At 70.0% G+C, this 23,932-nt stretch carries 22 protein-coding genes and 1 tRNA gene; 8 read left to right on the top strand and 15 right to left on the bottom strand.

Going from position 1 to position 23,932, the window contains the following annotated elements; all coding sequences use genetic code 11:
* The first annotated feature begins 49 nt into the window (after nucleotides 1-49).
* Genes MRAB57_RS10105 through MRAB57_RS10095 form a run of 3 tightly spaced genes read left to right on the top strand, consistent with a single transcriptional unit; the run spans nucleotide 50 to nucleotide 2,393 of the window.
* Entirely contained in the window at nucleotides 50-1,348 is a 1,299-nt protein-coding gene (locus tag MRAB57_RS10105) for a polysaccharide biosynthesis protein (protein WP_108637920.1), read from the top strand.
* Between the two features lie 13 nt (nucleotides 1,349-1,361).
* Nucleotides 1,362-2,057 (top strand): glycosyltransferase family 2 protein, encoded by a 696-nt coding sequence (locus MRAB57_RS10100; RefSeq protein WP_077087438.1) that lies wholly within the window; start codon nucleotides 1,362-1,364, stop codon nucleotides 2,055-2,057.
* On the top strand, nucleotides 2,058-2,393 hold the full coding sequence (locus tag MRAB57_RS10095; protein WP_077087437.1) for a DUF2304 domain-containing protein: 336 nt from the start codon (nucleotides 2,058-2,060) through the stop codon (nucleotides 2,391-2,393).
* Nucleotides 2,394-2,395: 2 nt separating this feature from the next.
* On the opposite strand, the gene MRAB57_RS10090 is transcribed toward MRAB57_RS10095, so the two are convergent.
* Nucleotides 2,396-3,340, bottom strand: coding sequence for a GDP-mannose 4,6-dehydratase (locus tag MRAB57_RS10090; protein WP_077087436.1), 945 nt, complete (start codon nucleotides 3,338-3,340; stop codon nucleotides 2,396-2,398).
* On the opposite strand from MRAB57_RS10090, the gene MRAB57_RS10085 reads away from it, so the two are divergent.
* A complete protein-coding gene (locus MRAB57_RS10085; RefSeq protein WP_173813925.1) occupies nucleotides 3,306-5,120 on the top strand; it encodes a hypothetical protein in 1,815 nt (604 codons plus the stop codon). The two genes, MRAB57_RS10090 and MRAB57_RS10085, sit on opposite strands and share 35 nt — an antisense overlap.
* On the opposite strand, the gene MRAB57_RS10080 is transcribed toward MRAB57_RS10085, so the two are convergent.
* From MRAB57_RS10080 to MRAB57_RS10070, 3 genes are all read right to left on the bottom strand, one after another.
* A complete protein-coding gene (locus MRAB57_RS10080) occupies nucleotides 5,117-5,881 on the bottom strand; it encodes a glycosyltransferase family 2 protein (RefSeq protein WP_077087435.1) in 765 nt (254 codons plus the stop codon). The two genes, MRAB57_RS10085 and MRAB57_RS10080, sit on opposite strands and share 4 nt — an antisense overlap.
* 25 nt (nucleotides 5,882-5,906) lie before the next feature.
* Nucleotides 5,907-5,982, bottom strand: a tRNA-Thr gene (locus tag MRAB57_RS10075).
* Between the two features lie 55 nt (nucleotides 5,983-6,037).
* On the bottom strand, nucleotides 6,038-7,246 hold the full coding sequence (locus MRAB57_RS10070) for a DNA polymerase III subunit delta' (RefSeq protein WP_077087434.1): 1,209 nt from the start codon (nucleotides 7,244-7,246) through the stop codon (nucleotides 6,038-6,040).
* A gap of 110 nt (nucleotides 7,247-7,356) precedes the next feature.
* Between MRAB57_RS10070 and MRAB57_RS10065 the strand changes: the two genes are divergently transcribed.
* On the top strand, nucleotides 7,357-9,030 hold the full coding sequence (locus MRAB57_RS10065) for an adenylate/guanylate cyclase domain-containing protein (protein WP_245836084.1): 1,674 nt from the start codon (nucleotides 7,357-7,359) through the stop codon (nucleotides 9,028-9,030).
* A 9-nt stretch (nucleotides 9,031-9,039) separates the two neighbouring features.
* On the opposite strand, the gene topA is transcribed toward MRAB57_RS10065, so the two are convergent.
* From topA to cspA, 3 genes are all read right to left on the bottom strand, one after another.
* Entirely contained in the window at nucleotides 9,040-11,853 is a 2,814-nt protein-coding gene (gene topA / locus MRAB57_RS10060) for a type I DNA topoisomerase (protein ID WP_077087432.1), read from the bottom strand.
* A gap of 203 nt (nucleotides 11,854-12,056) precedes the next feature.
* Entirely contained in the window at nucleotides 12,057-12,647 is a 591-nt protein-coding gene (locus tag MRAB57_RS10055; protein WP_077087430.1) for a hypothetical protein, read from the bottom strand.
* 178 nt (nucleotides 12,648-12,825) lie between these two features.
* Nucleotides 12,826-13,029, bottom strand: a complete 204-nt coding sequence (gene cspA / locus MRAB57_RS10050) for a cold shock protein CspA (protein WP_007166602.1) — start codon at nucleotides 13,027-13,029, stop codon at nucleotides 12,826-12,828.
* Between the two features lie 250 nt (nucleotides 13,030-13,279).
* Between cspA and MRAB57_RS10045 the strand changes: the two genes are divergently transcribed.
* Nucleotides 13,280-15,601, top strand: a complete 2,322-nt coding sequence (locus MRAB57_RS10045; RefSeq protein ID WP_077087429.1) for a DEAD/DEAH box helicase — start codon at nucleotides 13,280-13,282, stop codon at nucleotides 15,599-15,601.
* A 242-nt stretch (nucleotides 15,602-15,843) separates the two neighbouring features.
* Complete coding sequence (locus MRAB57_RS10040; RefSeq protein ID WP_077090518.1) at nucleotides 15,844-16,872, top strand: PAS domain-containing protein; 1,029 nt, start codon at nucleotides 15,844-15,846, stop codon at nucleotides 16,870-16,872.
* Here the strand turns inward: MRAB57_RS10040 and MRAB57_RS28940 are convergent.
* From MRAB57_RS28940 to ssd, 7 genes are read right to left on the bottom strand one after another with little or no spacing between them, the layout of a single operon-like run.
* The gene (locus MRAB57_RS28940) at nucleotides 16,869-17,180 is read right to left on the bottom strand and encodes an Rv3654c family TadE-like protein (RefSeq protein ID WP_077087427.1); all 312 of its coding nucleotides are present in this window, start codon (nucleotides 17,178-17,180) and stop codon (nucleotides 16,869-16,871) included. The genes MRAB57_RS10040 and MRAB57_RS28940 overlap by 4 nt on opposite strands.
* A 16-nt stretch (nucleotides 17,181-17,196) precedes the next feature.
* Nucleotides 17,197-17,499: a TadE family type IV pilus minor pilin gene (locus MRAB57_RS28935; protein WP_077087425.1), complete on the bottom strand. Its 303-nt coding sequence runs from the start codon at nucleotides 17,497-17,499 to the stop codon at nucleotides 17,197-17,199.
* A gap of 23 nt (nucleotides 17,500-17,522) precedes the next feature.
* Complete coding sequence (locus tag MRAB57_RS10030; RefSeq protein ID WP_077090517.1) at nucleotides 17,523-17,714, bottom strand: DUF4244 domain-containing protein; 192 nt, start codon at nucleotides 17,712-17,714, stop codon at nucleotides 17,523-17,525.
* Nucleotides 17,715-17,750: 36 nt separating this feature from the next.
* On the bottom strand, nucleotides 17,751-18,338 hold the full coding sequence (locus MRAB57_RS10025; protein WP_108637919.1) for a type II secretion system F family protein: 588 nt from the start codon (nucleotides 18,336-18,338) through the stop codon (nucleotides 17,751-17,753).
* Entirely contained in the window at nucleotides 18,335-19,141 is an 807-nt protein-coding gene (locus MRAB57_RS10020) for a type II secretion system F family protein (RefSeq protein WP_077087423.1), read from the bottom strand. Before MRAB57_RS10020 ends, MRAB57_RS10025 begins: the two co-directional genes overlap by 4 nt.
* Nucleotides 19,138-20,301, bottom strand: coding sequence for a TadA family conjugal transfer-associated ATPase (locus MRAB57_RS10015; RefSeq protein ID WP_077087421.1), 1,164 nt, complete (start codon nucleotides 20,299-20,301; stop codon nucleotides 19,138-19,140). The genes MRAB57_RS10020 and MRAB57_RS10015 overlap by 4 nt, the downstream gene beginning before the upstream one ends.
* Nucleotides 20,298-21,347, bottom strand: a complete 1,050-nt coding sequence (ssd, locus tag MRAB57_RS10010) for a septum site-determining protein Ssd (RefSeq protein WP_077090515.1) — start codon at nucleotides 21,345-21,347, stop codon at nucleotides 20,298-20,300. The genes MRAB57_RS10015 and ssd overlap by 4 nt, the downstream gene beginning before the upstream one ends.
* Before the next feature lie 493 nt (nucleotides 21,348-21,840).
* On the opposite strand from ssd, the gene MRAB57_RS10005 reads away from it, so the two are divergent.
* Nucleotides 21,841-22,686: an HAD-IB family hydrolase gene (locus MRAB57_RS10005; RefSeq protein ID WP_077087420.1), complete on the top strand. Its 846-nt coding sequence runs from the start codon at nucleotides 21,841-21,843 to the stop codon at nucleotides 22,684-22,686.
* A gap of 439 nt (nucleotides 22,687-23,125) precedes the next feature.
* Here MRAB57_RS10005 and MRAB57_RS09995 read toward each other — a convergent pair whose 3' ends face one another.
* Nucleotides 23,126-23,878 carry an oxidoreductase gene (locus MRAB57_RS09995; RefSeq protein ID WP_077087419.1) on the bottom strand — a complete coding sequence of 251 codons (753 nt, stop codon included), beginning with the start codon at nucleotides 23,876-23,878 and terminating at the stop codon, nucleotides 23,126-23,128.
* Between the last annotated feature and the right edge of the window lie 54 nt (nucleotides 23,879-23,932).

Raw genomic sequence — 23,932 nt, 5'->3', positions numbered from 1 at the left:
TTCAAATTGTGGCAATACATCGCGTCGATCGACCTAAAGCGCCGCTTCGGTGACCGAGGTCGGCGGTGCCGCGTCTCCGCTCGGGGCTCCCGGCGTCACCGGAGCACCGCAGGGGCCGGCCGCCCGGGCCAGCGTGGCGCGGGTCGGCGCCGCGACCGCCGTCACCGCCGTGTGCGGCTACGTGCTGATCTACCTGGCCGCGCGCGCCCTGGCGCCGAGTGGCTTCTCCGTGTTCGGCGTGTTCTGGGGAGCGTTCGGATTGGTGGGCGGCGCCGCCAACGGCCTGCTGCAGGAGACCACCCGGGAGGTCCGCGCCACGCGGTACACCGATGTTCGGCCGGATCCCGGCACGCCCCACACCCATCCGCTCCGGGTGGCGGCGCTGGTCGGAGTCGCCGCCGCCGCCGTCATCGTCGGCAGCTCCCCGCTGTGGGGCGGGCGGGTCTTCGTCGAGGCGCGCTGGCTGTCGGTGCTGCTGCTGGCCGCCGGCCTGGCCGGTTTCTGCCTGCACTCCGCCCTGCTCGGCACGCTGGCCGGCACCGACCGGTGGACCCACTACGCGGCGCTGATGGTCACCGACGTGGTGATCCGCTTGGCGGTCGCCGTGGCCGCGTTCGTGATCGGCTGGGGCCTGGCCGGCTTCCTGTGGGCGACGGTCGCCGGCGCGGTGGCCTGGTTCGTCCTGCTGGTGGCCTCGCCGTCGGCGCGCGCCGCGGCCCGGGTGCTTACGCTGGGCAGCGTCGCGACCTTCCTGCGCGGCACCGCCCATTCCATGACGGCGGCCGGCGCCAGCGCGATCCTGGTGATGGGCTTTCCGGTGCTGCTGAAACTGACCTCGAACGAACTCGGCGCCCAGGGCGGCGTGATCATCCTGGCCGTGATGCTGACGCGCACGCCGCTGCTGGTCCCGCTGACCGCGATGCAGGGCAACCTGATCGCGCATTTCGTCGACGAGCGCACCCACCGACTGCGGGCGCTGGTCAACCCCGCGCTGATCGTCCTCGCGATCGGGGCGGTCGGGGTGGTGGCCGCCGCGCTCGTGGGCCCGTGGCTGCTGCGCGTTGCTTTCGGGGCGCAGTACGACGCCAGCTCCACACTGCTGGCGTGGCTGACGGGCGCCGCGGTGTCGATCGCCATGCTGACGCTGACCGGGGCCGCCGCGGTCGCGGCCGCGCTGCACCGCGCCTATTCGCTGGGCTGGGTCGGGGCGACGGCGGCGTCGGGGCTGTTGCTGATGCTGCCGCTGCCCCTGGAGACCCGCACGGTGGTCGGCCTGCTGTGCGGCCCGCTGGTCGGCATCGGTGTGCACTTGCTGGCGTTGGCGCGCGTCGGGCGCCCAGCCGGGTGAACCTGGCTAACCTGTGAGCATCGAAACGGATCAGCCTGGCGTCTGGATCGTCATTCCGGCCTTCAACGAAGCCGCGGTCATCGGCGAGGTCGTCGCCGATGTGCGCGCGGTCTTCGGCAACGTCGTGTGCGTGGACGACGGCAGCCCCGACGGCACCGGGGAGATCGCCCGCCGCGCCGGTGCGCACCTGGTGCGCCATCCGATCAACCTGGGCCAGGGCGCGGCGATCCAGACCGGCGTCGAGTATGCGCGGCGGCAGCCCGGGGCGCAGATCTTCGCGACGTTCGACGCCGACGGGCAGCATCGCGTCGCGGACCTGGCCGCGATGGTCGAGCGCGTGCGCACCGGCGAGGTCGACATCGTCATCGGGACCCGATTCGCCAATCCCGGCGGAGACCGGCCGCCGTTCCTCAAGGCGCTGGTGCTGCAGACCGCCGCGCGGTTGAGCAGGCGCGGTCGCCGGCTGGGCCTGACCGACACCAACAACGGCCTGCGGGTGTTCAACAAGAAGGTGGCCGACGGGCTGGAAATCACCATGAGCGGCATGAGTCACGCCAACGAATTCATCATGCTTATCGCCGAAAACCATTGGCGGGTAGCCGAAGAGCCGGTCCAGGTGCTCTACACCGAATACTCGAAGTCGAAGGGCCAGCCCCTGCTCAACGGGGTCAACATCATCTTCGACGGGTTCCTGCGAGGGAGGTCCTAAGTGAACTGGATCCAGGTGCTGCTGATCGGTTCGATCGTCGCGCTGCTGGTCTACCTGCTGCGCTCGCGCAGAAGCTCACGGTCCAAGGCCTGGGTCAAGGTCGGCTACGTCCTTTTCGTGCTGGCCGGCATCTACGCGGTGCTGCGGCCCGACGACACCACCGTGGTCGCGCACTGGTTCGGCGTGCGGCGCGGCACCGACCTGATGCTCTACGCGCTGATCATGGCGTTCAGCTTCACCACGCTGAGCACCTACATGCGGTTCAAGGACCTGGAGCTGCGCTACGCGCGACTGGCCCGTGCCGTCGCCCTGGACGGCGCGCAGGCGCCCGAGTAGCGCTACGACGCCTGGACCGACCGGAAGTACTCGACCGTGCGGCGCACGCCGTCGTCCAGTGCCACCTTCGGCTCCCAGCCTAAAACCGTTGCCGCCGAACTGATGTCGAGGCAAGACCGCTTCAGGTCGCCCAGCCGGGGCGGGTGGAACTCCGGGTCGTCGGGCGCGCCGACGGCCGCCGCCACCGCCGTATGCAGTTGCCGGTCCGAGGTTTCCACGCCGGTGCCGACGTTGAAGCGCTGCCCGCCGCCCGCCTCGCCCGAGGCCTTGACGAAGGCGTCCACCACGTCGTCGACGAACACGTAGTCGCGGGTGTTGCTGCCGTCACCGAACACCTTGGTCGTCGTGCCCGCCAGCAGCCCCTGGGCGAAGATCGCCACCACGCCCGCCTCGCCGTGCGGATCTTGGCGTGGCCCATAGACATTCGCCGGCGCGATGTGCGAGCAGTCCATGTCGTAGAGGTGCCGGAACGTGTTCAGGTAGATCTCGCCGGCCACCTTGCCCGCCGCGTACGGCGACCACGGGTCGCATGCCACGCTCTCGGGCGTCGGGTATGTCGGCGGGGTGCCGTAGATCGATCCGCCCGACGAGGTGTGCACGACCTTGCGAACGCCGGCCAGGCGCGCGGCCTCGGCCAGCCGCACGGTGCCGGTCACGTTGACCGACGCGTCGAATTGCGGGTTGGCCACCGACTTCCGCACGTCGATCTGGGCCGCCAGGTGGAACACCACCTCGGGCCGGTGCTCGGCGAGGATGGCGTCCAGGTCCGCCGTCACGATGTCGGCTTCGACGAAGACGTGTGCGGGGTTGTCGACCAGATGCTCGAGGTTGGTCGCCCGGCCCGTCGCGAAGTTGTCCAACCCCACCACGGTGTGACCGTCGGCCAACAAGCGGTCGACTAGCGTCGACCCGATGAATCCGGCTGCCCCGGTGACCAGTGCGCGCACCGGCCCACCATACCCGGGGGTCGCCGTGGCGGCCGTCGCCCTGATCGTGGTCCAGCTGGTGATCCGGGCGGTGCTCGCGTTCGACGGCTATTTCTACTGGGACGACCTGATTCTCGTCGGCAAGGCCGGCACCCAGGGCCTGCTGTCGCCGTCGTACCTGTTCGACGACCACGACGGCCACGTGATGCCGGCCGCCTTCCTGGTCGCCGGGGCGATCACCCGGTTGGCGCCGCTGGATTGGACCGGGCCCGCGATCAGCCTGGTGGTGCTGCAGCTGCTGGCCTCGCTGGCGCTGCTGCGCGCGCTGCACGTGATCCTCGGCTGGCGGCCGGTGCTGCTGATCCCGCTGACCTTCGCACTGTTCACACCGCTGGCAGTGCCGGGGTTCGCGTGGTGGGCGGCCGCCCTGAACTCGCTGCCGATGCTCGCGGCGCTGTGCTGGGTGTGCGCCGACGCGGTGTTGCTGGTGCGCACCGGCCGGCAGCGCTACGCGGCGACGGCCGTTGGCGTCTACTTCGGCGGGCTGCTGTTCTTCGAAAAGGCCGCGGTGATCCCGTTCGTGGCGTTCGCGGTGGCCGCCCTGCTCTGCCACGTCCGCGGCGATCCGGCGGCGCTGCGGACCGTGTGGCGCGCCGGGCGCCGGTTGTGGATCGCCTCGCTGCTCGTCACGGCCGGCTGGATCGCGGTCTACCTGGTGGTGGTCAACCACCAGCGCTGGAGTTTCGACCTCGCGATGACCTGGGACCTGCTGTCGCGCTCGGTCACCCACGGCATCGTCCCCGGGCTGGCCGGCGGGCCCTGGCACTGGGACCGCTGGGCGCCGGCGTCGCCGTGGGCCACCCCGCCGCCGGTGGTGATGGCGCTGGGCTGGCTGGTGCTGGCGGGGGTGCTGGCGCTGTCGCTGGTCCGCAAGCGGCGCATCGGCCTGGTGTGGCTGACCGCGGTCGGCTACGCCGCGGCCTGCCAGGTCCCGATCTATCTGCTGCGGTCGTCACGGTTCACCGCGCTGGAACTGGCCCAGACGCTGCGCTATCTGCCGGACCTGGTGGTGGTGCTGGCGCTGCTGGCCGCGGTGGCGTTGTGCGCACCGAACCGGTCGCTGGGCGCGCGCTGGCTGGACGTCTCGCGCGGGCGCACGCTGGCGGCGACGGGCATGGCGGCGTTGTTCGTGGCCAGCAGCCTGTACTCGACGACGACCTTTCTGGCCAGCTGGCGCGACAACCCGGCCCAGCTCTACTTGCAGCATGCCCGCGCGAGTTTGGCTGCTGCGCATGCGGATTCGGCCGCACCGCTGCTGGACCAGGAGGTCGATCCGCTGGTGCTGCAGCGGGTGGCCTACCCGGAGAACCTGGCCAGCCACATGTTCGCCCTGCTGCGGGAGCGGCCCGAATTCGAGCCCGCGACAACGCAATTGCGCATGTTCGACAGTTCGGGCCATCTGGTGCCCGCGCGCGTGACGTGGGTGCGCACGATCGCGCCGGGACCTATGCCGCAGTGCGGCTACTTCGTCCAGCCGGACAAGCCGGCCCGCCTGGCGCTGGACGGGCCGCTGCTGCCCGCCGATTGGACCGTCGAATTCAACTACCTGGCCAACAGCGACGGCTCGATGACGGTGTCGCTGGCCGAGGGCCCTGAGGTGAAGGTGCCGCTGCATCCGGGACTGAACCGGACCTTCGCGCGCGTGCCGGGCGCCGGTGACGCGATCGTCGTTCGCGCCAACACCACCGCGCTGTCGCTGTGCATCGCGTCTGGGCCGGTGGGGTTTTTGGCGCCGGCCTAGGCGTCCACCTCCGGCGGCGCGTAGCCGGGAAAGTACTTGGCTAGCAAGAACTCCGGCAGCACGTACTGCGGGAACGCGCGGGAGATGTTGTCGTGGTGCACGAGGTGCAGTGCCAGGCCCTCGACGTCGGCGGCATAGCGCGTCCGAAAGCCCGCATTCACGATGCCGTCGACGAACTCCGCATCCTCGCCGTGATCCTGGTTCGGGAAGCGGACGACCTCGGCGACGCCTCGCCGCCACGCGGAGGCGAATCCATAGCCGTTGAGATGCGGCAGCACCGACTCCTGCGCCATCCCCGCGGTCGACACGGGCAAAAACTTGTCGTGCGGCGACAGCACGAAATGCACCGGCGACAGCGCGTCGGTTTCCCAGTAGCAGAATTTCCCGTGTACCCGGCTGTAGAGAAACCATCCGCTCAGGGTGAGGTAATCGTCGTCGCCGAGCAGCGCCAGCATCCGCTCCACGTAGGCGGGCGCGTAGTAGTCGTCGTCGTCAAACCGCATCAGGACGTCGCCGCACGCCAACTCCATCAGCGCATTGAGCTTGGCGCCGATCGACATCCGGTTGCCCGGGCGATGGAAGTAGTGAATTCCGGCGCTTCGATATTCCTCGGCCGCAAGGGATTCGTCGGGTTCGGGGCTGTCGTCGAGGATCATCAATTGCAATTCGCCGGCGAACGTCTGGGCTTCGAAATACCCGATCATTCGGCGCAGTTGCGCACCGCGCTGATAAGTCGGGCAAATTACGCTGACGCTCGTCATCGCGGTGAGAATACAACCGATGATGTGGAGCCGCCTGGGGGAATCGAACCCCCGACCTATTCATTACGAGTGAATCGCTCTACCGACTGAGCTAAGGCGGCACACCCTCACGCCGGGCGGCACGAGTCTACGGCAGGCGGGCGCGCGCACCCAACTTCAGCCCCGCAGCTGCTGGCCGATAGTCGCGACCATGGCGTCGACGGCGAACTTCGGCTTGACGTTGACGGCCAGCGCCTCGCGGCACTCCAGCACCGCCTCGATGCAGCGCAGCAGCCGTGCCGGGGCGGCGTGGGCGGCCAGGGCGGCCACCGGCTGGGCCATGTCCGGATGGTTGGCCGCGACTGCCCCGGCGCTGGATGAAACCAGCAGCGCGTCGCGGAAGTAGGTCGCCAGGTCGATCAGCGCCCGGTCCAGCGCGTCCCGGGACGCCCGGGTCTGGCGGGACTTCTGCCGCCGCTCCAGGTCCTTGATGGCGCCCGCGGCGCCGCGCATGGCCCCGGCGGTGCCCTTGCCCGTCCCGCCGGCCCCCAGGGCCGTCCGCAGCTCTTCGGTCTCGGCCTCGGCGCGGTCAGCGGTCAACACCACCGCCTCGGTCTCGGCGGCGGCCACCAGCTCCTCGGCGGCGGCGTACGCCCGCGACGGCGTCGCGGCATCGCGGACCAGCCCGAGGGCGCGCTCGCGACGCTGCCGGGCCTCGGGGTCGGTAGCCAGCCGGCGCGCGCGGCCGACGTGCCCGCCGCTGACCGACGCCGCCCACTGCGCCGTGTCGGACGCCAGGCCGTCGCGGTCGACCAGCACCCGCGCGATCGCGTCGGTCGACGGGGTCACCAACGCGACGTGGCGGCAACGGGACCGCAGCGTGACGGCGATGTCCTCGGGATCCACCGACGGCGCGCACAACAGAAACACCGTCGACGGCGGCGGCTCCTCGACGACCTTCAGCAGGGCGTTGGCCGCGCCCTCGGTCAGCCGGTCGGCGTCCTCGATCACCACGATCTGCCAGTGCCCGGTGGTCGGCCGGCGCGACGCGATCTGCACGATGGACCGCATCTCGTCCACGCCGATGGACAGGCCTTCGGGGATCACCCGCCGCACGTCGGCGTGGGTGCCGGCCATCGTCGTCGAGCACGCCCGGCAGCTCCCGCAGCCGGGCTCGCCATCCGAGATACATTGCAGCGCTGCGGCAAAGCACAACGCGGCCACCGAGCGCCCCGAACCCGGCGGTCCGGTGATCAGCCAGGCATGTGTCATAGTCCCGGGCTCGGTGGTGCTGTGAACAGGATCACGGCGGGCCGCCCGCGCCGCACTGAGCAGCTCGGCTTCCACCGCTTCCTGGCCTACCAGCCGCGTAAACACTCCGGACATCAACGGCAACAGTAATGACAGCGGCCGACGTCTACCGGATGGCTACCATTTCGCGACAATTCCGTGACCTTTCCCGGTGTTTTGCCAGGTGCTGGCGACTTGCCGACGAAATTAGAGGTTTCCGACAAGTCCCCCCCGACCGATACGGTGGGCAGGTGGCTAACGGGGCAGCACTGCCCGGGCGAATCAACGGGTTCGTCCGGTGGGTGGTGCGCACCCCGTGGCCGCTGTTCTCGCTGAGCATGCTGCAGGCCGACATCATCGGCGCCCTGTTCGTGTTGGGTTTCCTGCGCTACGGGCTGCCGCCCCAGGACCGCGTCGAACTGCAGGACCTGCCCGCCCTCAACTTGGCCGTCTTCTCGGTGTCGCTGGTCGTCGTGGTGATCGCCGGCTGGGTGATCAACCTTCGGCTGCTGGTGCCGGTATTCCGCTGGCAGCGCCGCGACAACCTGTTGGGCGAGACCGACCCGGCCGCCACCGAGCTGGCCCGCAGCCGGGCGTTGCGGATGCCCTTCTACCGAACGCTGAGCAGCGTCGTGCAGTGGTGCATCGGTGGTGTGGTGTTCGTGCTGGCCAGCTGGACGGTGGCCAAGTACGCGGCGCCCGTGGTGGCGGTCTCGACCGCGCTGGGCGCCGCCGCGACGTCGATCATCGGCTACCTGCAGTCCGAGCGGGTGCTGCGGCCCGTCGCGGTCGCCGCGCTGCGCAGCGGCGTGCCCGAGAACGTCAAGGCGCCCGGCGTCATCCTGCGCCAGCTGCTGACCTGGACGCTGTCCACCGCCGTGCCGGTGCTGGCGATCGTGCTGGCGGTGGTGGCCGACAAGGCGTCGCTGCTGCATGCCACCCCGGAGCGGTTGTTCACCCCGATCCTGCTGCTGGCCCTGGCGGCGCTGGGCATCGGTTTCTTCAGCACGCTGCTGGTGGCCATGTCGATTGCCGACCCGCTGCGGCAGCTGCGCTGGGCGCTCTCGGAGGTGCAGCGGGGTAACTTCAACGCGCACATGCAGATCTACGACGCCAGCGAGCTCGGCCTGCTGCAGGCCGGCTTCAACGACATGGTGCGCGACCTGTCCGAGCGGCAGCGGCTGCGCGACCTGTTCGGTCGCTACGTCGGCGAGGACGTCGCCCGGCGGGCGCTGGAGCGCGGCACCGAGCTGGGTGGCCAGGAGCGCGACGTCGCGGTGCTGTTCGTCGACCTGGTCGGCTCCACGCAGCTGGCCGCCACCCGGCCGCCCGCCGAGGTGGTTCACCTGCTCAACGAGTTCTTCCGCGTGGTCGTCGACACCGTCGGCAAGCACGGCGGCTTCGTCAACAAGTTCCAGGGTGACGCGGCGCTGGCGATTTTCGGCGCGCCCATCGAACATCCCGACGCCTCCGGCGGTGCGCTGGCGGCCGCCCGCGAACTCCACGACGCACTGCTCCCGGTGATCGGGTCGGCGGAGTTCGGCATCGGGGTGTCGTCCGGGCGGGCCATCGCGGGCCACATCGGCGCGCAGGCCCGCTTCGAGTACACCGTGATCGGCGACCCGGTCAACGAGGCCGCCCGGCTCACCGAGCTGGCCAAGCTGGAATCCGGGCACGTGCTCGCCTCGGCGATCGCGGTCAGCGGCGCGCTGGACGCCGAGGCGCTGTGCTGGGACGTCGGTGAGGTGGTCGAGCTGCGCGGCCGCCGGGCCCCCACCCAGCTGGCCCGGCCGCTGAAGCTGGCGAGCCAGGTCGACGGACGGGTCACCAAGGCCGCCGCGAAGGCACCGTCTTCCGAGTCGATCGGCCCGGGCTACTAGCCGGGTCGGCTAGCTGCGCTTGGCGGCCTTTTTGGCGGCCGTCTTCTTGGCCGGCGCCTTACGAGTTGTCTTGCGGGCCGGGCGTTTTGCCGGACCGCGGGCGCGGCGGTCCGCCAACAGCTCGGAGGCGCGCTCGTCGGTAATCGACATCACGTCGTCGCCCTTGCGCAGGCTGGCGTTGGTCTCGCCGTCGGTGACATACGGCCCAAATCGACCGTCCTTGACCACCATTGGCTTGCTCGACACCGGGTCGGTACCCAGCTCACGTAGCGGCGGCGCCGAAGCACCTTGCCGCCCAGAGCGTTTCGGCTGCGCGTAGATCTGCAGCGCTTCGTCGAGCGTGACCGTGAACATCTGCTCTTCGGACGACAGCGAGCGAGAATCGGTGCCGCGCTTCAGGTATGGGCCGTAGCGGCCGTTCTGCGCGGTGATCTCTTCCTTGGACTCGGGGTCCACACCGACGACCCGGGGCAGCGACAGCAGCTTCAGCGCGTCCTCGAGCGTGACGGTCTGCAGGTCCATCGTCCGCAGCAGAGATCCCGTCCGGGGCTTCGGGCCGGTCGGCTTCTTGCCCTTCTTCGCGGGCGTCCCGGCCGCGCCGTCGTCGCCCTCGCCTTCGGGCTTGGGCAGGACCTCGGTCACGTACGGCCCGTAACGCCCGTCCTTGGCGACGATTTCGTGGCCGGTCTGCGGGTCGACGCCCAGCGAGCGGCCCTCCTGCGGGGTGGCGAAGAGTTCCTCGGCCACCTCGAGCGTCAGCTCGTCGGGAGTCAGCTCATCCTTCAGGTTGGCGCGCTGCGGCTTCGGCTCACCGTCGTCGCCGGTGATCGTGCGCTCCAGGTAGGGCCCGTTCTTACCCACCCGCACGTAGATGGTTCGCCCCTCGACATCGTCAAAGAGCTTGATGGAGTTGACTTCTCGCGCGTCGATGCCCTCGAGGTTGACGCCGACCAGCTTCTTCAGGCCGCCGGCGCGGGCCACCGAATCCTGCACGCCGTGATCGCCACCGAAGTAGAAATTGTTGAGCCAGTTGGTCCGCTGCTCGTTGCCCGATGCGATGGCGTCGAGCTCGTCTTCCATCGCCGCGGTGAAGTCGTAGTCGACCAGGCGGCCGAAATGCTGTTCCAGCAAACCGGTTACGGCGAACGCGACCCACGACGGCACCAGGGCGCTGCCCTTCTTGTGCACGTAGCCGCGGTCCTGGATCGTCTTGATGATCGACGAATACGTCGACGGGCGGCCGATTCCCAGCTCCTCGAGCGCCTTGACCAGGGACGCCTCGGTGTAGCGCGCGGGCGGGTTGGTGGCGTGCCCGTCGGGCGTGAGCTCCTGGGCGTCCAGCCGCTGGCCCTCGGTGAGGCGGGGCAGGCGGCGCTCGGCGTCGTCGGCCTCGCCACCGGCCAGCTCGTCGACGGTTTCCACATACGCCTTCAGGAAGCCGGCGAAGGTGATGGTGCGACCGCTGGCCGAGAACACAACGTCGCGGTCGCCGGATCGGCCGTTGATCCGCAGGCTCAGCGTGGTGCCACGGGCGTCGGCCATCTGCGAGGCGACGGTGCGCTGCCAGATCAGCTCGTAGATCCGGAATTCGTCGCCGTCGAGTTCGCGGCGCACCGCGTCCGGGGTGGCGAATGTCTCACCGGCCGGCCGGATCGCCTCGTGCGCCTCCTGGGCGTTCTTGACCTTGCGGGTGTACTGCCGCGGCGACGGGGAGACGTATTCCTCGCCGTAGAGCTGGCGCGCCTGGGTCCGCGCGGCGTCGATCGCCGAGGTCGACAGCGTCGTCGAGTCGGTACGCATATAAGTGATGTAGCCGTTTTCGTACAGGCGCTGGGCGATGCTCATCGTCCGCTCCGAGGAGAACCGCAGCTTGCGCCCGGCCTCCTGCTGCAGCGTCGACGTCATGAACGGGGCGTAGGGCCGCCGGGTATACGGCTTCTCCTCGACCGAGGCCACCGACAGCTGGGCCCCGCGCAGGCCGGCCGCCAGCGAGGTCGCATCGGCCTCGTCGAGCACGACGACCTCGTCGGCCTTGCGCAGCACGCCCAGCGAGTCGAAGTCGCGCCCGCTGGCCACGCGCAGGCCGTCTACGCCCGTCAGCCGGGCGGTGAAGGTGGGCGGCGCGGCGGCCGGGTCGGACACGCTGGCGTCCAGCTGGGCGATGATGTCCCAGTAGGACGCGCTGCGGAACGCCATCCGGTCGCGTTCGCGCTGCACGATGATGCGGGTGGCCACGGACTGGACGCGGCCCGCCGACAGCCGGGGCGCGACCTTCTTCCACAGCACCGGGCTGACCTCGTAGCCGTACAGCCGGTCCAGGATCCGCCGGGTTTCCTGCGCGTCGACCAGGTCGATGTCCAGGTCGCGGGGGTTTGCGGCGGCCTCGAGGATCGCGGGCTCGGTGATCTCGTGGAACACCATGCGCTTGACCGGGATGCGCGGCTTGAGGGTTTCCAGCAGGTGCCAGGCGATGGCCTCGCCCTCGCGGTCACCATCCGTTGCCAGGTAGAGCTCGTCGACGTCCTTGAGCAGGCCCTTGAGCTCGCTGACCGTGCTCTTCTTCTCGGGGCTGATGATGTACAGCGGTTCGAAGTCGGCGTCGACGTTGACCCCGAGCCGCGCCCAGGGTTCGGATTTGTACTTGGCGGGCACGTCGGCGGCGGCCCGCGGCAGGTCACGGATGTGCCCGCGCGACGACTCGACGATGTACCTGGACCCCAGGTAACCCGCCAGTTTGCGCGCCTTCGTCGGCGACTCGACAATCACAAGTCGCCGACGGCTGCCATTTCCGCTGCTGTCGCGGTCTAAATTCGGGTCAGCCAACTGCGCTTACGCTCCATCTCTTATCCCGGCCCCCACGAGACCGCCCTCAGGAAGAATGACAGGCGGACATCCGAAATTCCGGTGAAATTCAGATACGCCGGCGTTCCTTCCCGTCCGGGCACCTGACAATTTCGCACCCCTAGGCGGGCCTACGCAAACCGACTCACTGAAAACGCAGGTATTCACCTATCCGGGGTACCGGCCTACAACCGGGGCCACAGTGGCAACGCGTCCGCATCGTCGGGAGGCTCCCCTACGTTCTCTACCAGCCGCGATAGCCTTCGGCGGCCGGTAATCCGCAGGGCCGGGTGCCCGCCACGGGTCCCGATCAGGGTGGGCGCAATCCCAACGCGCATCAGCGCGGACGCCAACGGCGAGTGGGTGTCGGGCGCGTGCGGATCCAGGCCCAGCAGATAGTGGTCCCCCTCGGGGCCGCCGGCCGCGAGCGTCCACGCCCGCAGCTCGCGCGGCCCGGGCAGCCAGCGCGGCGGCACCGTCTTGACCGCCCCGCGCGTCCATTCCCTGGCGATCGTCGTCAGCGAGAGCTCGACCGCCGTGCGCACCAGGGGCGTGCCCTCCTCGGTGCGACTCATCTCGGGCACCATACCCGCTTCCCGGATCATGTCGGCCAGCCCTGAGGCGCGCCACAGCTGCTCCACGACGACGGAGAGCCGGGCGCCCTGCGCATCCGATGCGCCCACCCGCACCACCTGACCCGAGGCAGCCAGCACCCCACACAGATCGGCGACCGCGGGCGGCACCGATTCTGCTGTGAAGAAGGAAAGCTGGCTCACCTCAACGACAGTAAGCCAGGTCGTCAATCCCCGCCTTCGCCGCGTCCGGCGCGGCGGCGCTCAACGGCCAAGGGGCGAACTGAGGTTGCGTCAGCGTCAATTCCATTGAGTGTGAAAACCCCCCGCCTGGACCCGCTGGGCGGGACAGGACGGGGGGCTTCGTCGGAATCTGCTCGATCTAGACCGAGCGGACTCCGGTGGCCTGGGGGCCCTTAGGGCTGTGGCCGATCTCGAACTCGACCTTCTGGTTTTCTTCGAGGGTGCGGAAGCCCGAACCCTGGATCTCCGTGTAGTGGACAAAAACATCCGCGGAACCATCTTCAGGGGCGATAAAGCCGAACCCCTTCTCCGCGTTGAACCACTTCACAGTTCCCTGTGGCATTTCTCGATCTTTCCTTTTCTTCTGGGTGCGGGGCGCCGCCTTCCGATGCCCCGGGCGCCGAATACGACCGCCATACCTCGCAGAGTCGCCGGAACTTCGCCCGACCGATAACCTCGCAGGAACCGCGGCCGCAACGTTGTTCCTGCGAAGGTTTTGACACGAACACAGAAGCTGCGACCGCCAACAGTCAACCATGTTCATCGCGTCGGCGACAGACTTCGGTACCCGGCGGATTCTTGGAGGGTGCGACGTGGCCAGTTTCGGCAGCGACCTGCTCGCCGTGGCGCTCGCCGGTACAGCGACCGACGAGCGTCCGCTGCGCCACGTCGCCGAACTGCCCGCCCGCACTGGCAGAGCGCACAATTGGCCGACCTGGGCCGATCCGGATGTGATTCGGGCTTTCGCCGAACGCGGCATCAGTGACCCGTGGTCACATCAGGCGCAGGCGGCCGAACTGGCCTATTCCGGGCGCCACGTGGTGGTGAGTACCGGTACCGCGTCGGGTAAATCCCTTGCCTACCAACTTCCCGTCCTCAACGCGCTCGCGACCGATCCGCGCGCCCGGGTGCTGTATTTGTCGCCGACGAAAGCGTTGGGCCACGACCAATTGCGGGCCGCGCACGCGCTGACGGCCGCCGTCCCGCGCTTGGCCTCCCCGGATTTCGCGGTGGCGCCCACCGCCTATGACGGCGACAGCCCTACCGAGGTACGCCGCTTCGCCCGGGAGCGCTCGCGGTGGCTGTTCTCCAATCCCGACATGATCCATTTGTCGATACTGCGCAACCACCCCCGCTGGGCCGTGTTGTTGCGCGGGCTGCGGTTCATCGTCGTCGACGAATGTCATTACTACCGCGGCGTTTTCGGCTCGAACGTGGCGATGGTGCTGCGCCGCCTGCTGCGGCTGTGCGCGCGGTATTCGGCGTCGCCGACGGTGATCTTCGCCAGTGCGACGACGGACTCGCCGGGCACGACGGCGTCCGAACTCATCGGTCTCCCAGTCGAAGAGATCGTCGACGACGGTTCGCCGCAGGGCGCACGGACCGTGGCGTTGTGGGAGCCGGCGCTGCGCGCCGACCTCACCGGTGAGAACGGCGCCCCGGTGCGCCGTTCGGCCGGCGCCGAGGCCGCGCGGGTGATGGCGGACCTGATCGCCGAGGGCGCCCAGACACTGACGTTCGTCCGTTCCCGGCGCGCCGCGGAGCTGACCGCGCTGGGAGCCCAAGGGCGCCTGGACGATATCGCGCCGGAGCTGTCGTCGAAGGTGGCGTCGTATCGGGCCGGTTATCTCGCCGAGGACCGCAGCGCGCTGGAGCGTGACCTGGCCGAGGGCCGGCTGCGGGGACTGGCTACCACCAACGCGCTGGAGCTGGGTGTGGACATCGCCGGGCTGGATGCGGTGGTGCTGGCCGGTTTTCCGGGGACGGTCGCGTCGTTCTGGCAGCAGGCGGGCCGCTCGGGCCGTCGCGGCCAGGGCGCCTTGGTGGTGCTGATCGCCCGCGACGACCCCCTGGACACCTACCTGGTGCACAACCCGGCCGCGTTGCTGGACAAGCCGGTCGAGCGCGTGGTCATCGACCCCGGCAATCCGTATATTCTCGGGCCCCAACTACTCTGTGCAGCAACAGAATTGCCACTCGATGTCGCGGAGATCAGGGACCTGGAGGCAACGGATGTGGCCGACGGCCTGGTCGACGACGGGCTGTTGCGCCGGCGCGGCGACAAGTACTTTCCCGCGCCGGGCCTGGAACCGCATGGCGCCGTGGACATTCGGGGTTCGATCGGCGGCCAGGTCGTCATCGTGGAGGCCGACACCGGGCGGCTGCTGGGCAGCACCGGGGTGGGCCAGGCCCCGGCATCGGTGCACCCGGGGGCGGTGTATCTGCACCAGGGCGAGAGTTATGTCGTCGACTCGCTGGATCTCGACGAACAGATCGCGTTCGTGCATGCCGAGGATCCCGGCTATGCGACGTTCGCGCGCGAAATCACCGACATCGCACTGACCGGCACCGGGGAGCGCCTGACGTACGGCCCGGTCACCCTGGGCCTGGTGCCGGTCACGGTGACCCACCAGGTGGTGGGCTACCTGCGCCGGTTGCTCTCCGGCGAGGTGATCGACTTCATCGAGCTGCAGATGCCGCAACACAGCCTGTCCACGATGGCAGCCATGTACACGATCACACCGGAGGCATTGGAAGACAACGGGATTGACCTATCGCAGATTCCCGGGGCGCTGCACGCCGCCGAGCATGCCGCCATCGGGCTGCTGCCTCTGGTGGCCAGCTGCGACCGCGGCGACATCGGCGGCCTGTCGACCGCGATCGGTCCCGATCCGCAGGGCCTGCCCAGTGTCTTTGTCTACGACGGCCATCCGGGCGGCGCGGGATTCGCCGAACGCGGATTCCGGCAGGCCCGCACCTGGTTGAGTGCGACGGCCGCGGCCATCGAAGCCTGCGAATGCCCACGCGGCTGCCCGTCGTGCGTGCAGTCCCCGAAGTGCGGCAACGGCAACGACCCCCTGGACAAGGCGGGAGCCGTGCGGGTGCTTCGACTGGTCCTCGCGCAGCTGCCGTAGCTGTTGGGGCAATCCGGCGGATGGCGACCGACCCCTCGACGGTCGACCTCCACGGATCTGTCCCCGCTGGGAAAACGCCAGCGTGGGCGTAATGCGGCGAACGGTCGGACAACGCGACCCGTTCGCAGACCCCGACTAGGCGGGCGCAGCAGCAAACTACCAAGTCGGCGATGGCGTTTGCAAACACCTCGACGGCACGGCTGGCCACCAATCACGTCGCCGGCGGCCTTAAAATCGATCGCATGGCCCACGACTGGTTGCTCGTGGAGACGCTGGGGGACGAACCGGCTGTAGTCGCGCAGGGACGACAGCTGAAGAACTTGGTACCCATCACGACGTTCCTGCGCCGCAGTCCCCATCTCTCCGCGGTCCGGACAGCGATTGCCGAGTCGATGCAGACCGGACAGAGCTTGAGCAGCATCACCCCCAAGCACGACCGGGTGATCCGCACCGAGCCGGTGCTGATGTCCGACGGGCGCCTGCACGGCGTACATGTCTGGACGGGCCCACCCGACGAGGATCCACCCGAGCGACCGACGCCGGGCCCGCTGAAGTGGGACCTGACCCTGGGCGTGGCCACCGATACCCGCGAGTCGCTGGTCAACAGCGGCAAGAACCCCGAAGTCGAGGTCACCTTCGGCAGGGCGTTCGCCGAAGACCTGCCCAACCGCGAGCTCAATCCGAACGAAACCAAGGTCCTGGCCATGGCCGTTCGGGCCGAGCCTGGGCTAACCCTCTGCAGCACTTGGGATCTCACCGACTGGCAGGGCAACCCCATCCGCATCGGATTCGTGGGACGCAGCGCGCTGGAGCCCGGGCCGCACGGCCGCGACCACCTGGTCGCGCGCGCGATGAACTGGCGAGCCGAGCTCAAGGGCCCGGTGACCTCCACCGACGACCTGGCGCAGCGAATCCTCAACGGGCTGCGCGAGGCCGGCGTCCACCGGGCACTCGTCGACCTGAAGACCTGGACGCTGCTGAAGTGGCTCGACGAGCCGTGCACCTTCTACGACTGGCGCGGCGCCAACGCCGATACGCCGAAGGTTCATCCCGACGATCAGCGCCTGCTGAACTCGATGACCAAGGAGTTCAGCAAGGGTGCGACCAGCCGCGTCCTGCGGATGCGCGGCCACGACGCCGACTGGGTGCCGGTGCACGTCACGGTCAATCAGGTGGAGCTCGAGCCGGATACCTACGCCGGTCTGCTCTCGCTGCGGCTGCCCAGCGACGAGGAGATCGCCGCCGCGGGGTTGTCGGGCAACCCGGACTAGGGCGCATCGACCGGTCCGGCCCTCGCGGCGGCTCGCGCCGCACCGGCAACCGCGACGGGCACCTCGGTGGTGACGACGATGTCAAGATCGTCCACCCGGCATTGCACGCCGTCGACCCGCATCTCGCGCGCCACCGCCGTCGCACGCGCACACGCCGCCACGGCACCGGCCGGCAGCCGCGCCGCGGCGGCCAGCGCGGCCAGGTCGGCGGCCGCCTGCGCACGATGCCGCGCCACCACCGCCGAGCCGACGTATGCCCCGGCGCCGGTGACCCACAGCAGCACCGCGACCATGGCGGCCGCGACCACGGTTGCCGAGCCGCGCTCACCCCGGCGGCTCGGCTGCCGAGACCGCGCGGGCGCCGATGTCCAGCGCGGGCAGCAGGTTTGAGTGCGCCACGACGGTAGCGACCAGGAAGTCGCCGTCGCGGTGCACCTGGACCCGCGCCCCGCTGGGCGCGAGCCGACGCGCGGTGTCGACCGCCGCGTGTTCGTCCCCGCGCGCGGCCAGCCGCGCGGCCTCGCGGGCGGCGTCGACACAGCGAACCTGCATCGACACTGCCGTGATCCCGGCCAGGCACAGCACCAGCACCACGACCAGCGCGGCGATCCCCAGCGCCGCCTCCACCGTGCTCGCACCGGCACAGCCGGCTACACCTTGGTGTTGAGCGCGCGGCCGATGATGTTGGTCAACGCCGTCACGATGGAGTCGCCGGTGACGACGGTGTAGAGAATCGCGCCGAACGCGGCCGCCGCGATGGTACCGATGGCGTACTCGACCGTCGACATCCCCGACTCGTCGGTCGCCAGGATGGCGAGCCGCGCTATGGCCGTGCGAAACATGTTGATCACCAATGGTTCTCCCCTCTAATAGTTGTGTCACAACAGCCCCGACTGCAGGACGTCGCCGGCCAGCCCGGCCACCACCGGGACGATGCCCAGGCACACGAACGCCGGCAGAAAGCACACCCCGAGCGGGCCCGCGATCAACACCCCGGCACGTTCGGCCGCCGCGGTGGCCGCGTGCGCCGCGTCGTGACGGCACTGGTCAGCCAACTCGGCGACGCCGGCGGCCAGCGCCGCACCCGAAGACGCCGAACGACGTGCCAGCCGCAGCAGCGCATCGGTATGGACGTCGACCGCGCCGATCGCCAGTGACGGCGAAATCGACCACGCGGTAACAGGATCGGCGCCGAGCGCCAGCAGATCGGCGGCGCGCCGCAGCGCCAGGCCCAGCCGCGAGGGCGCGGAGGCGGCTGCCGCCGCCGCAGCGGTCGATACCGCCATTCCCGCGGTCAGGCACACTGCCAGCACGTCGAGGCTGGACGCGACGGCCAGCGGGTCCGCACCCCGCGCCGGCCGTGGCCGCTGCCGCGGTCCGGCGGTGCGTCCGGCTCGGGCCCGCACCACCGACGGGCCGGGCCCAATCCACAACGCGACGGCCAGCAACACCGACGCGGTGCTCATGTCCCCGCTTCCGCGCGCTCGGTGATCCGGTCCGACCACAGCAATCCCGCGCACGCCAGCGCCGAGCCCACCACCAGCAGCCAGCCGCCAGCGCCCCCGCCCAGCAGGAAGCTCAACGGCCTGGCCCCGATCAGCTGCCCGAGCAGCACGCCCAGCGCCGGCAAGCCGGCCAATATGGCCGCGGTGGCGCGCGCCCCGGCCATACCCGATGCGACGCGTACCGAGAACCGTTGCCGCTCAGCAATATCGCGCTGTGCGGCACGCATCAGCGTCGCGATCGCCAGCCCGTGGTCGGTGGCCAGCTGCCAGCACACCGCGAGTCGATCCCAATGCGCGGGCAGCGCCGACGATCGCTCGGCGGCCCGCAGGCCGGCCGTGACGTCGGCACCCAGCTTGGCGCGCGCGGCGACGGCATGCAGCGACGTCCCCACTGCGCCAGCGGTTTCGGCGGCGGCGATCTCGAAGGCGCGCACCGGGTGAGAGCCCACCCGAAGCTCGCCGACCAGGACGTCGAGCGCGGCCTCCAGGCTTCGGCCCTCGTCGACGGTGCGCCGCATCCGGCGACGGCGGCGATAGCGCGAACCGGCTGTCGCGGCGACGGCGAACAACGCGAGCGCCGTCGGCAGCGGTAGCAGCATGGCGGCGGCGAGCGCGCCCCCCGCCGCCATGCAGGCGGCCCCTTGTCGGCCGATCCGGGCCCGGCGCCAATCGGGGCCCACCGCGCCGAGCCGGCGCCGCGGCGATGAGGGAACGACCAGGAGCGCCGATGACAACGACAGCGCGGCGGCCGTGGCCCCGGTCATGCGGAGATCCGGGCTCGCAGCAGCCGATGCAGATCGGCCGCGTCGTCGGTCATCCCGCGGTCGGCGTGCCACGCCGTGACGGCCCGCACGCGTCCGTCGATCGGGCGCAGCACCGCGATCTCGGCCAGCCTGCGCCGGCCCCGTCGGTCGCGTCCGACGTGCAGCAGCACCTGGACCGCGGCGGCGAGTTGGCTGTGCAACGCGGCCCGATCCAGGCCGCCGAGGGCGCCCAACGCCTCCAACCGCGCGGGCACCTCGCCGGGACTGTTGGCGTGCACCGTGCCCGCGCCGCCGTCGTGCCCGGTGTTCAACGCCGCCAACAGGTCGACGACTTCGGCTCCCCTGACCTCGCCGACGACGATGCGGTCGGGCCGCATCCGCAGGGCCTGCCGGACGAGTTGGCGCACGGGAACCTCGCCCGCCCCTTCGACATTCGCGCACCGAGCGACCAGCTTCACCAGATGCGGGTGTCGCGGCGCCAGCTCGGCCGCGTCCTCGACGCAGACGATTCGCTCGCTGGCCGAGACGGCGCCGAGCATCGCCGCCAGCAGCGTCGTCTTGCCGGCGCCGGTTCCCCCGGACACCAGGAAGGCCAGCCGGGCGGCGATGATGTCGTGTACCAGCGCGGCGGCCCGGGAGTCGATCGCGCCCGCCGCGGTCAGGCCCGCGAGGTCCTGAGTCGCCGGCCGCAGGACCCGCAGCGACAGGCAGGTGCCGTCGGCCGCGACCGGCGGCAGCACCGCGTGCAACCGCACCGCGAACCCGCCGGCGCCGATCCCGGCCAGCTGGCCGTCGACCCAGGGCTGCGCGTCGTCGAGGCGCCGGCCGGCGGCCAACGCCAGCCGCTGCGCCAGACGCCGCACCGCCGCCTCGTCGGCGAATCGAATCTGGCTGCGCCGCAATCCGTTCCCATCGTCGACCCAGACCGCGTCGGGGGCGGTCACCAGGACGTCGGTGGTGCCGTCGGCGCAGAGCAACGGCTCGAGGATGCCGGCGCCGGTCAGCTCGGTTTGCAGCACCCGAAGGTTGGCGAGGACCTCGGTATCGCCGAGCATCCCACCGGACTCCGCACGAATGGCGGCGGCCACCACGTTGGGCCGCAGCGGGGTGGACTCGACGGCCAGCCGCTCGCGCACCCGTTCGATCAGCGAATCAGTCACGCCGCCTTGCCTTTCCGCTCAGGAGTCGCCCGGGGCAGCACGGCGAGCACCCGCCCGGCCGCCGCCGCGAGCGGCGACCGCCGCCCCACCCGCAGGCCACCATGTTCGAGCCGCTCGGCCAGCTGCGGCTGCGGCCTCATCGACGCCAGCAACGGCAGGCCGGTGATGTGGGCGACCTCGGCCGCCCGCAACCCGCCGGGAGACGGACCGCGGACGACCAGGCCGAGGTTGGGATTGCTCGCGGAAAGCACCGGGGCCATCGCCGCACTGGCCGCGCAGGCCCGGACATCACACGGGCTGACGACCACGACAAGGTCGGCGGCATCCATCGCGGACTGGGTGGCGTCGGTCAGCCGGCGGGGAAGATCGCAGACCACGGTCACTCCCCCACGCCGGCCCGCATCGATCACGGCGTCGACCGGGCCGGCCTCCAACTCGTAAGCGCTCCGGGTGCCGGACAGGAAGCTGACCCCGCGGTGGCGCGGCAACGCGTCGCGCACCGCCGACCAGACCAGGCGGCCGCCCTGCAAAGCCAAGTCGGGCCAACGCAGACCCGGTGTGGCCTCGCTGCCCATCAGCAAATCGATTCCGCCGCCCCAGGCGTCGAGGTCGACGAGCAGCGCATCGGTGGCGCCGAGCGCCAAAGCGACCGCGAACACCGAGGCGCCGGCACCGCCGCAGCCTCCGATCACGGCGACGACTTCGCCGCGCGCACCGTCGTCGCGCGCCGATTCCGCGGCCTCGGCGAGGGCGCGCACCAACCCGTCCTCCTGCTCGGGCAGGCGCAACACCTGCTGTGCGCCGGCCGCGATGGCCGCCGTCCAGGTCGCGGTCGTCGGCTCGATGACGGTCAACACGGTGACGTGCGCGCGCCGCGGCAGCGCCGCCCGTCCGCAGCGATCGGCCGCCGTCTCGTCGAGCACCACCGCCGCTGCGGCCGACCACGTCTTCCTGCTCACCGAAGACCCACGGGCGTGCACCACGCGAAAGCCGACGGCCGCGGCGACGCGGTCCAATTCCTCGCGCAACTGCGGGTCGGTCAGCACCGCCAGGACGCCGGGATCAGCCGTTGCGGGGGTGCGGGCGCTGCTGGTCACCACCCCACGGTGCGGGCCGTGACCTTGGCACACCAGTGCCAAAAGCTGGATTTGTGGATGGACGCTCAGGTGTGCGTAACGGCATCGGCCCGGCTAACACCCGGCCGCGCGATCGCGGCGGCCCCGCAACGTGGATTGACGGGCGCCAAGTCTGCAAATCTCGGGGAAAAAAGACCCCAGAAAAGGGACGACCCCCGCCAGGGGGGGAGGAGGCGGAGGTCGTCGTGCATCAGCCCCGGGGGGTCGGGCTGATACACCCTCGGCTCAGGCCGAGTAATGCTTACTATACACACGACAGTGGGAGGTGACGCAAGTTTCAGTTTTATTGAAAAATCACCGTGAGCCGCAAAAACACCGTCAATAACGCCAACCACAGTCGTCTGAGCGCTCGTTTTGGGTGCGATATCCCGGCCCCGTCCGGTTGCCGACCTATGCTGGGTCGGTGACCGTCTCCGACTCGGCCGCGCAGCAGCAAAGTGTGCCGGCCGCTGGTTCCAATGCCCGCACTGCGGCCTTCTTCGACCTGGACAAGACGATCATCGCCAAGTCCAGCACCCTGGCGTTCAGCAAACCGTTTTTCAACCAGGGACTGCTCAATCGGCGTGCTGTGCTGAAGTCCAGCTACGCCCAGTTCATCTTCCTGCTCTCCGGTGCCGACCATGACCAGATGGACCGGATGCGGACCCACCTGGCCAACATGTGCACCGGGTGGGACGTCGCCCAGGTGAAGTCGATCGTCAACGAGACGCTGCACGACATCGTCACTCCGCTGGTGTTCGCCGAGGCCGCGGACCTCATCGCCGCGCACAAATTGTGCGGCCGCGACGTCGTCGTGGTCTCAGCGTCCGGCGAGGAGATCGTCGCGCCGATCGCCCGGGCGCTCGGTGCCACGCACGCGATGGCGACCCGGATGGTCGTCGAGGACGGCAAGTACACCGGCGAAGTCGCGTTCTACTGCTACGGCGAAGGCAAGGTCGAAGCGATCCGCGAATTGGCGGCGCGCGAGGGGTATCCGCTGGAGCACTGCTACGCGTACTCCGACTCGATCACCGACATACCGATGCTCGAAGTCGTCGGCCACCCCAGCGTGGTCAACCCCGATCGGGGCCTGCGGCGGGAAGCCACCGAACGCGGCTGGCCGGTGCTGAGTTTCTCCCGGCCGGTGTCGCTGCGCGACCGCATCCCGGCCCCGTCGGGCGCCGCGATCGCGACGACGGCCGCGGTGGGCATCAGCGCGCTGGCGGCCGGCGCGGTTACCTATTCGTTGCTGCGCCGCTTCGCATTCTGACTCAATCTTTCTGACAGCAAACGATTTAGGCGCGATTTCGACTCCGCTTCGCAACATTCGCAGATTTAGGCCTTGCTGTGCTAAGGCACCAGGAGTACAAAGGAAACCACGGAAGCCCGGTTAGGCCTAGGTCGATCCGGAAGAGAAGGATCCATCTCCCGATCCGGGCGCCCAGCATGGAACCCGGCACCCACGCGGAGTCACAGCCGCGAAGATGGCAGAAGTGTTGCGGGCCTGCGTAATTGCGAAAATCAAGAGGCGTCGACGGCCCTTTGGGTGGGGCAGCAGCCGGTGATGTCGCAAGATCGCCGAGGCCAACCCACGCGACCCATAGTTGCACGCTTGGTAACCGAGTTCCGTGCTAGCGGGCGGTGGACCGAAGAAATTCGGGACGCCGCCCGCTCTACATTTTCCGGCAGGCGCTTAATTGTCGCGCTGGCTACTTCTTCGACTGGGCTTCGGCGATCGACCACGCCTCCTGTGCGCCGTCGCGCATCGCGTGGCAACAGAGCACCAGCCACCCCCCCAGGCCCTTTGGTGTGCCGTCGGCGAATCCGAGTGCCGCATCGCGATATTCCGCGGGCTTGCGCATCCAGCGCACCTCGGGCACGCCCAGCCCGTGTGGGTCCAGTCCACTGGCGATCGTCACCAGCCGCGACACCCCACGTGCCACCACGCCGTCGGCGCTGCCAAACGGCTTGAGCGTCAGCAGTTCCCCGTGCGCCACGGCGGCAACCACCGGAGCCGGCGCCGCCGTGGCGCCGGTCACCAGTTCGGCGAGCAGCTCCAGCCGCGGCCCCACCTGGGGATCGGCCCGCGGGCGGCCCAGCTGATCGTCGCCGACCTGGTCGGCCGCCGCCAGCATGTGCAGGCGGGCCAGCGCCTGCAGCGGCGCCCGCTGCCAGACGCCGACCAGCGCGCCCCCGCCGCCCTCCAGTGCCTGGGCCACGCGCAGGGCGCCGCCGAACACCGGGTCACCGACCGGGTCCGGCAAGTCTTCGAGCCGCGCGGGGCCGCCGTCGAGAACCGAGGAGGCGCGCGCCGCCCGCCACGCGGCCTCGGCCGCCGACGCGGGCCAGCCCCTCAGGTTCGCCCGGTGCCGGTGCGCCCGGCCCAGCGCATCGCGGGCCTCGTCGCTCGCCTCGGCGACGCCGGGCAACTCCATCAGCGGGGCCAGTGGGTCAGCGCTCACAGGTTGCCAACCTAATCGATGGTCGCGACCCGCCGCGCCCGGCTTCGCCGCGCT

The organism is Mycobacterium rhizamassiliense, from assembly GCF_900157375.1.
Lineage (GTDB): Bacteria > Actinomycetota > Actinomycetes > Mycobacteriales > Mycobacteriaceae > Mycobacterium > Mycobacterium rhizamassiliense.
This window is presented reverse-complemented; position numbering and strand designations above follow the sequence as displayed.

What these genes read in the sequence shown, in the direction of transcription:
- MRAB57_RS10085 (WP_173813925.1), top strand. Translation starts at nt 3,306, where the DNA reads ATGAATCCGGCTGCCCCGGTGACCAGTGCGCGCACCGGCCCACCATAC.
- MRAB57_RS10080 (WP_077087435.1), bottom strand. Translation starts at nt 5,881, where the DNA reads ATGACGAGCGTCAGCGTAATTTGCCCGACTTATCAGCGCGGTGCGCAA.
- MRAB57_RS10070 (WP_077087434.1), bottom strand. Translation starts at nt 7,246, where the DNA reads ATGTCCGGAGTGTTTACGCGGCTGGTAGGCCAGGAAGCGGTGGAAGCC.
- cspA (WP_007166602.1), bottom strand. Translation starts at nt 13,029, where the DNA reads ATGCCACAGGGAACTGTGAAGTGGTTCAACGCGGAGAAGGGGTTCGGC.
- MRAB57_RS10040 (WP_077090518.1), top strand. Translation starts at nt 15,844, where the DNA reads ATGGCCCACGACTGGTTGCTCGTGGAGACGCTGGGGGACGAACCGGCT.
- MRAB57_RS10030 (WP_077090517.1), bottom strand. Translation starts at nt 17,714, where the DNA reads ATGTTTCGCACGGCCATAGCGCGGCTCGCCATCCTGGCGACCGACGAG.
- MRAB57_RS10025 (WP_108637919.1), bottom strand. Translation starts at nt 18,338, where the DNA reads ATGAGCACCGCGTCGGTGTTGCTGGCCGTCGCGTTGTGGATTGGGCCC.
- MRAB57_RS10020 (WP_077087423.1), bottom strand. Translation starts at nt 19,141, where the DNA reads ATGACCGGGGCCACGGCCGCCGCGCTGTCGTTGTCATCGGCGCTCCTG.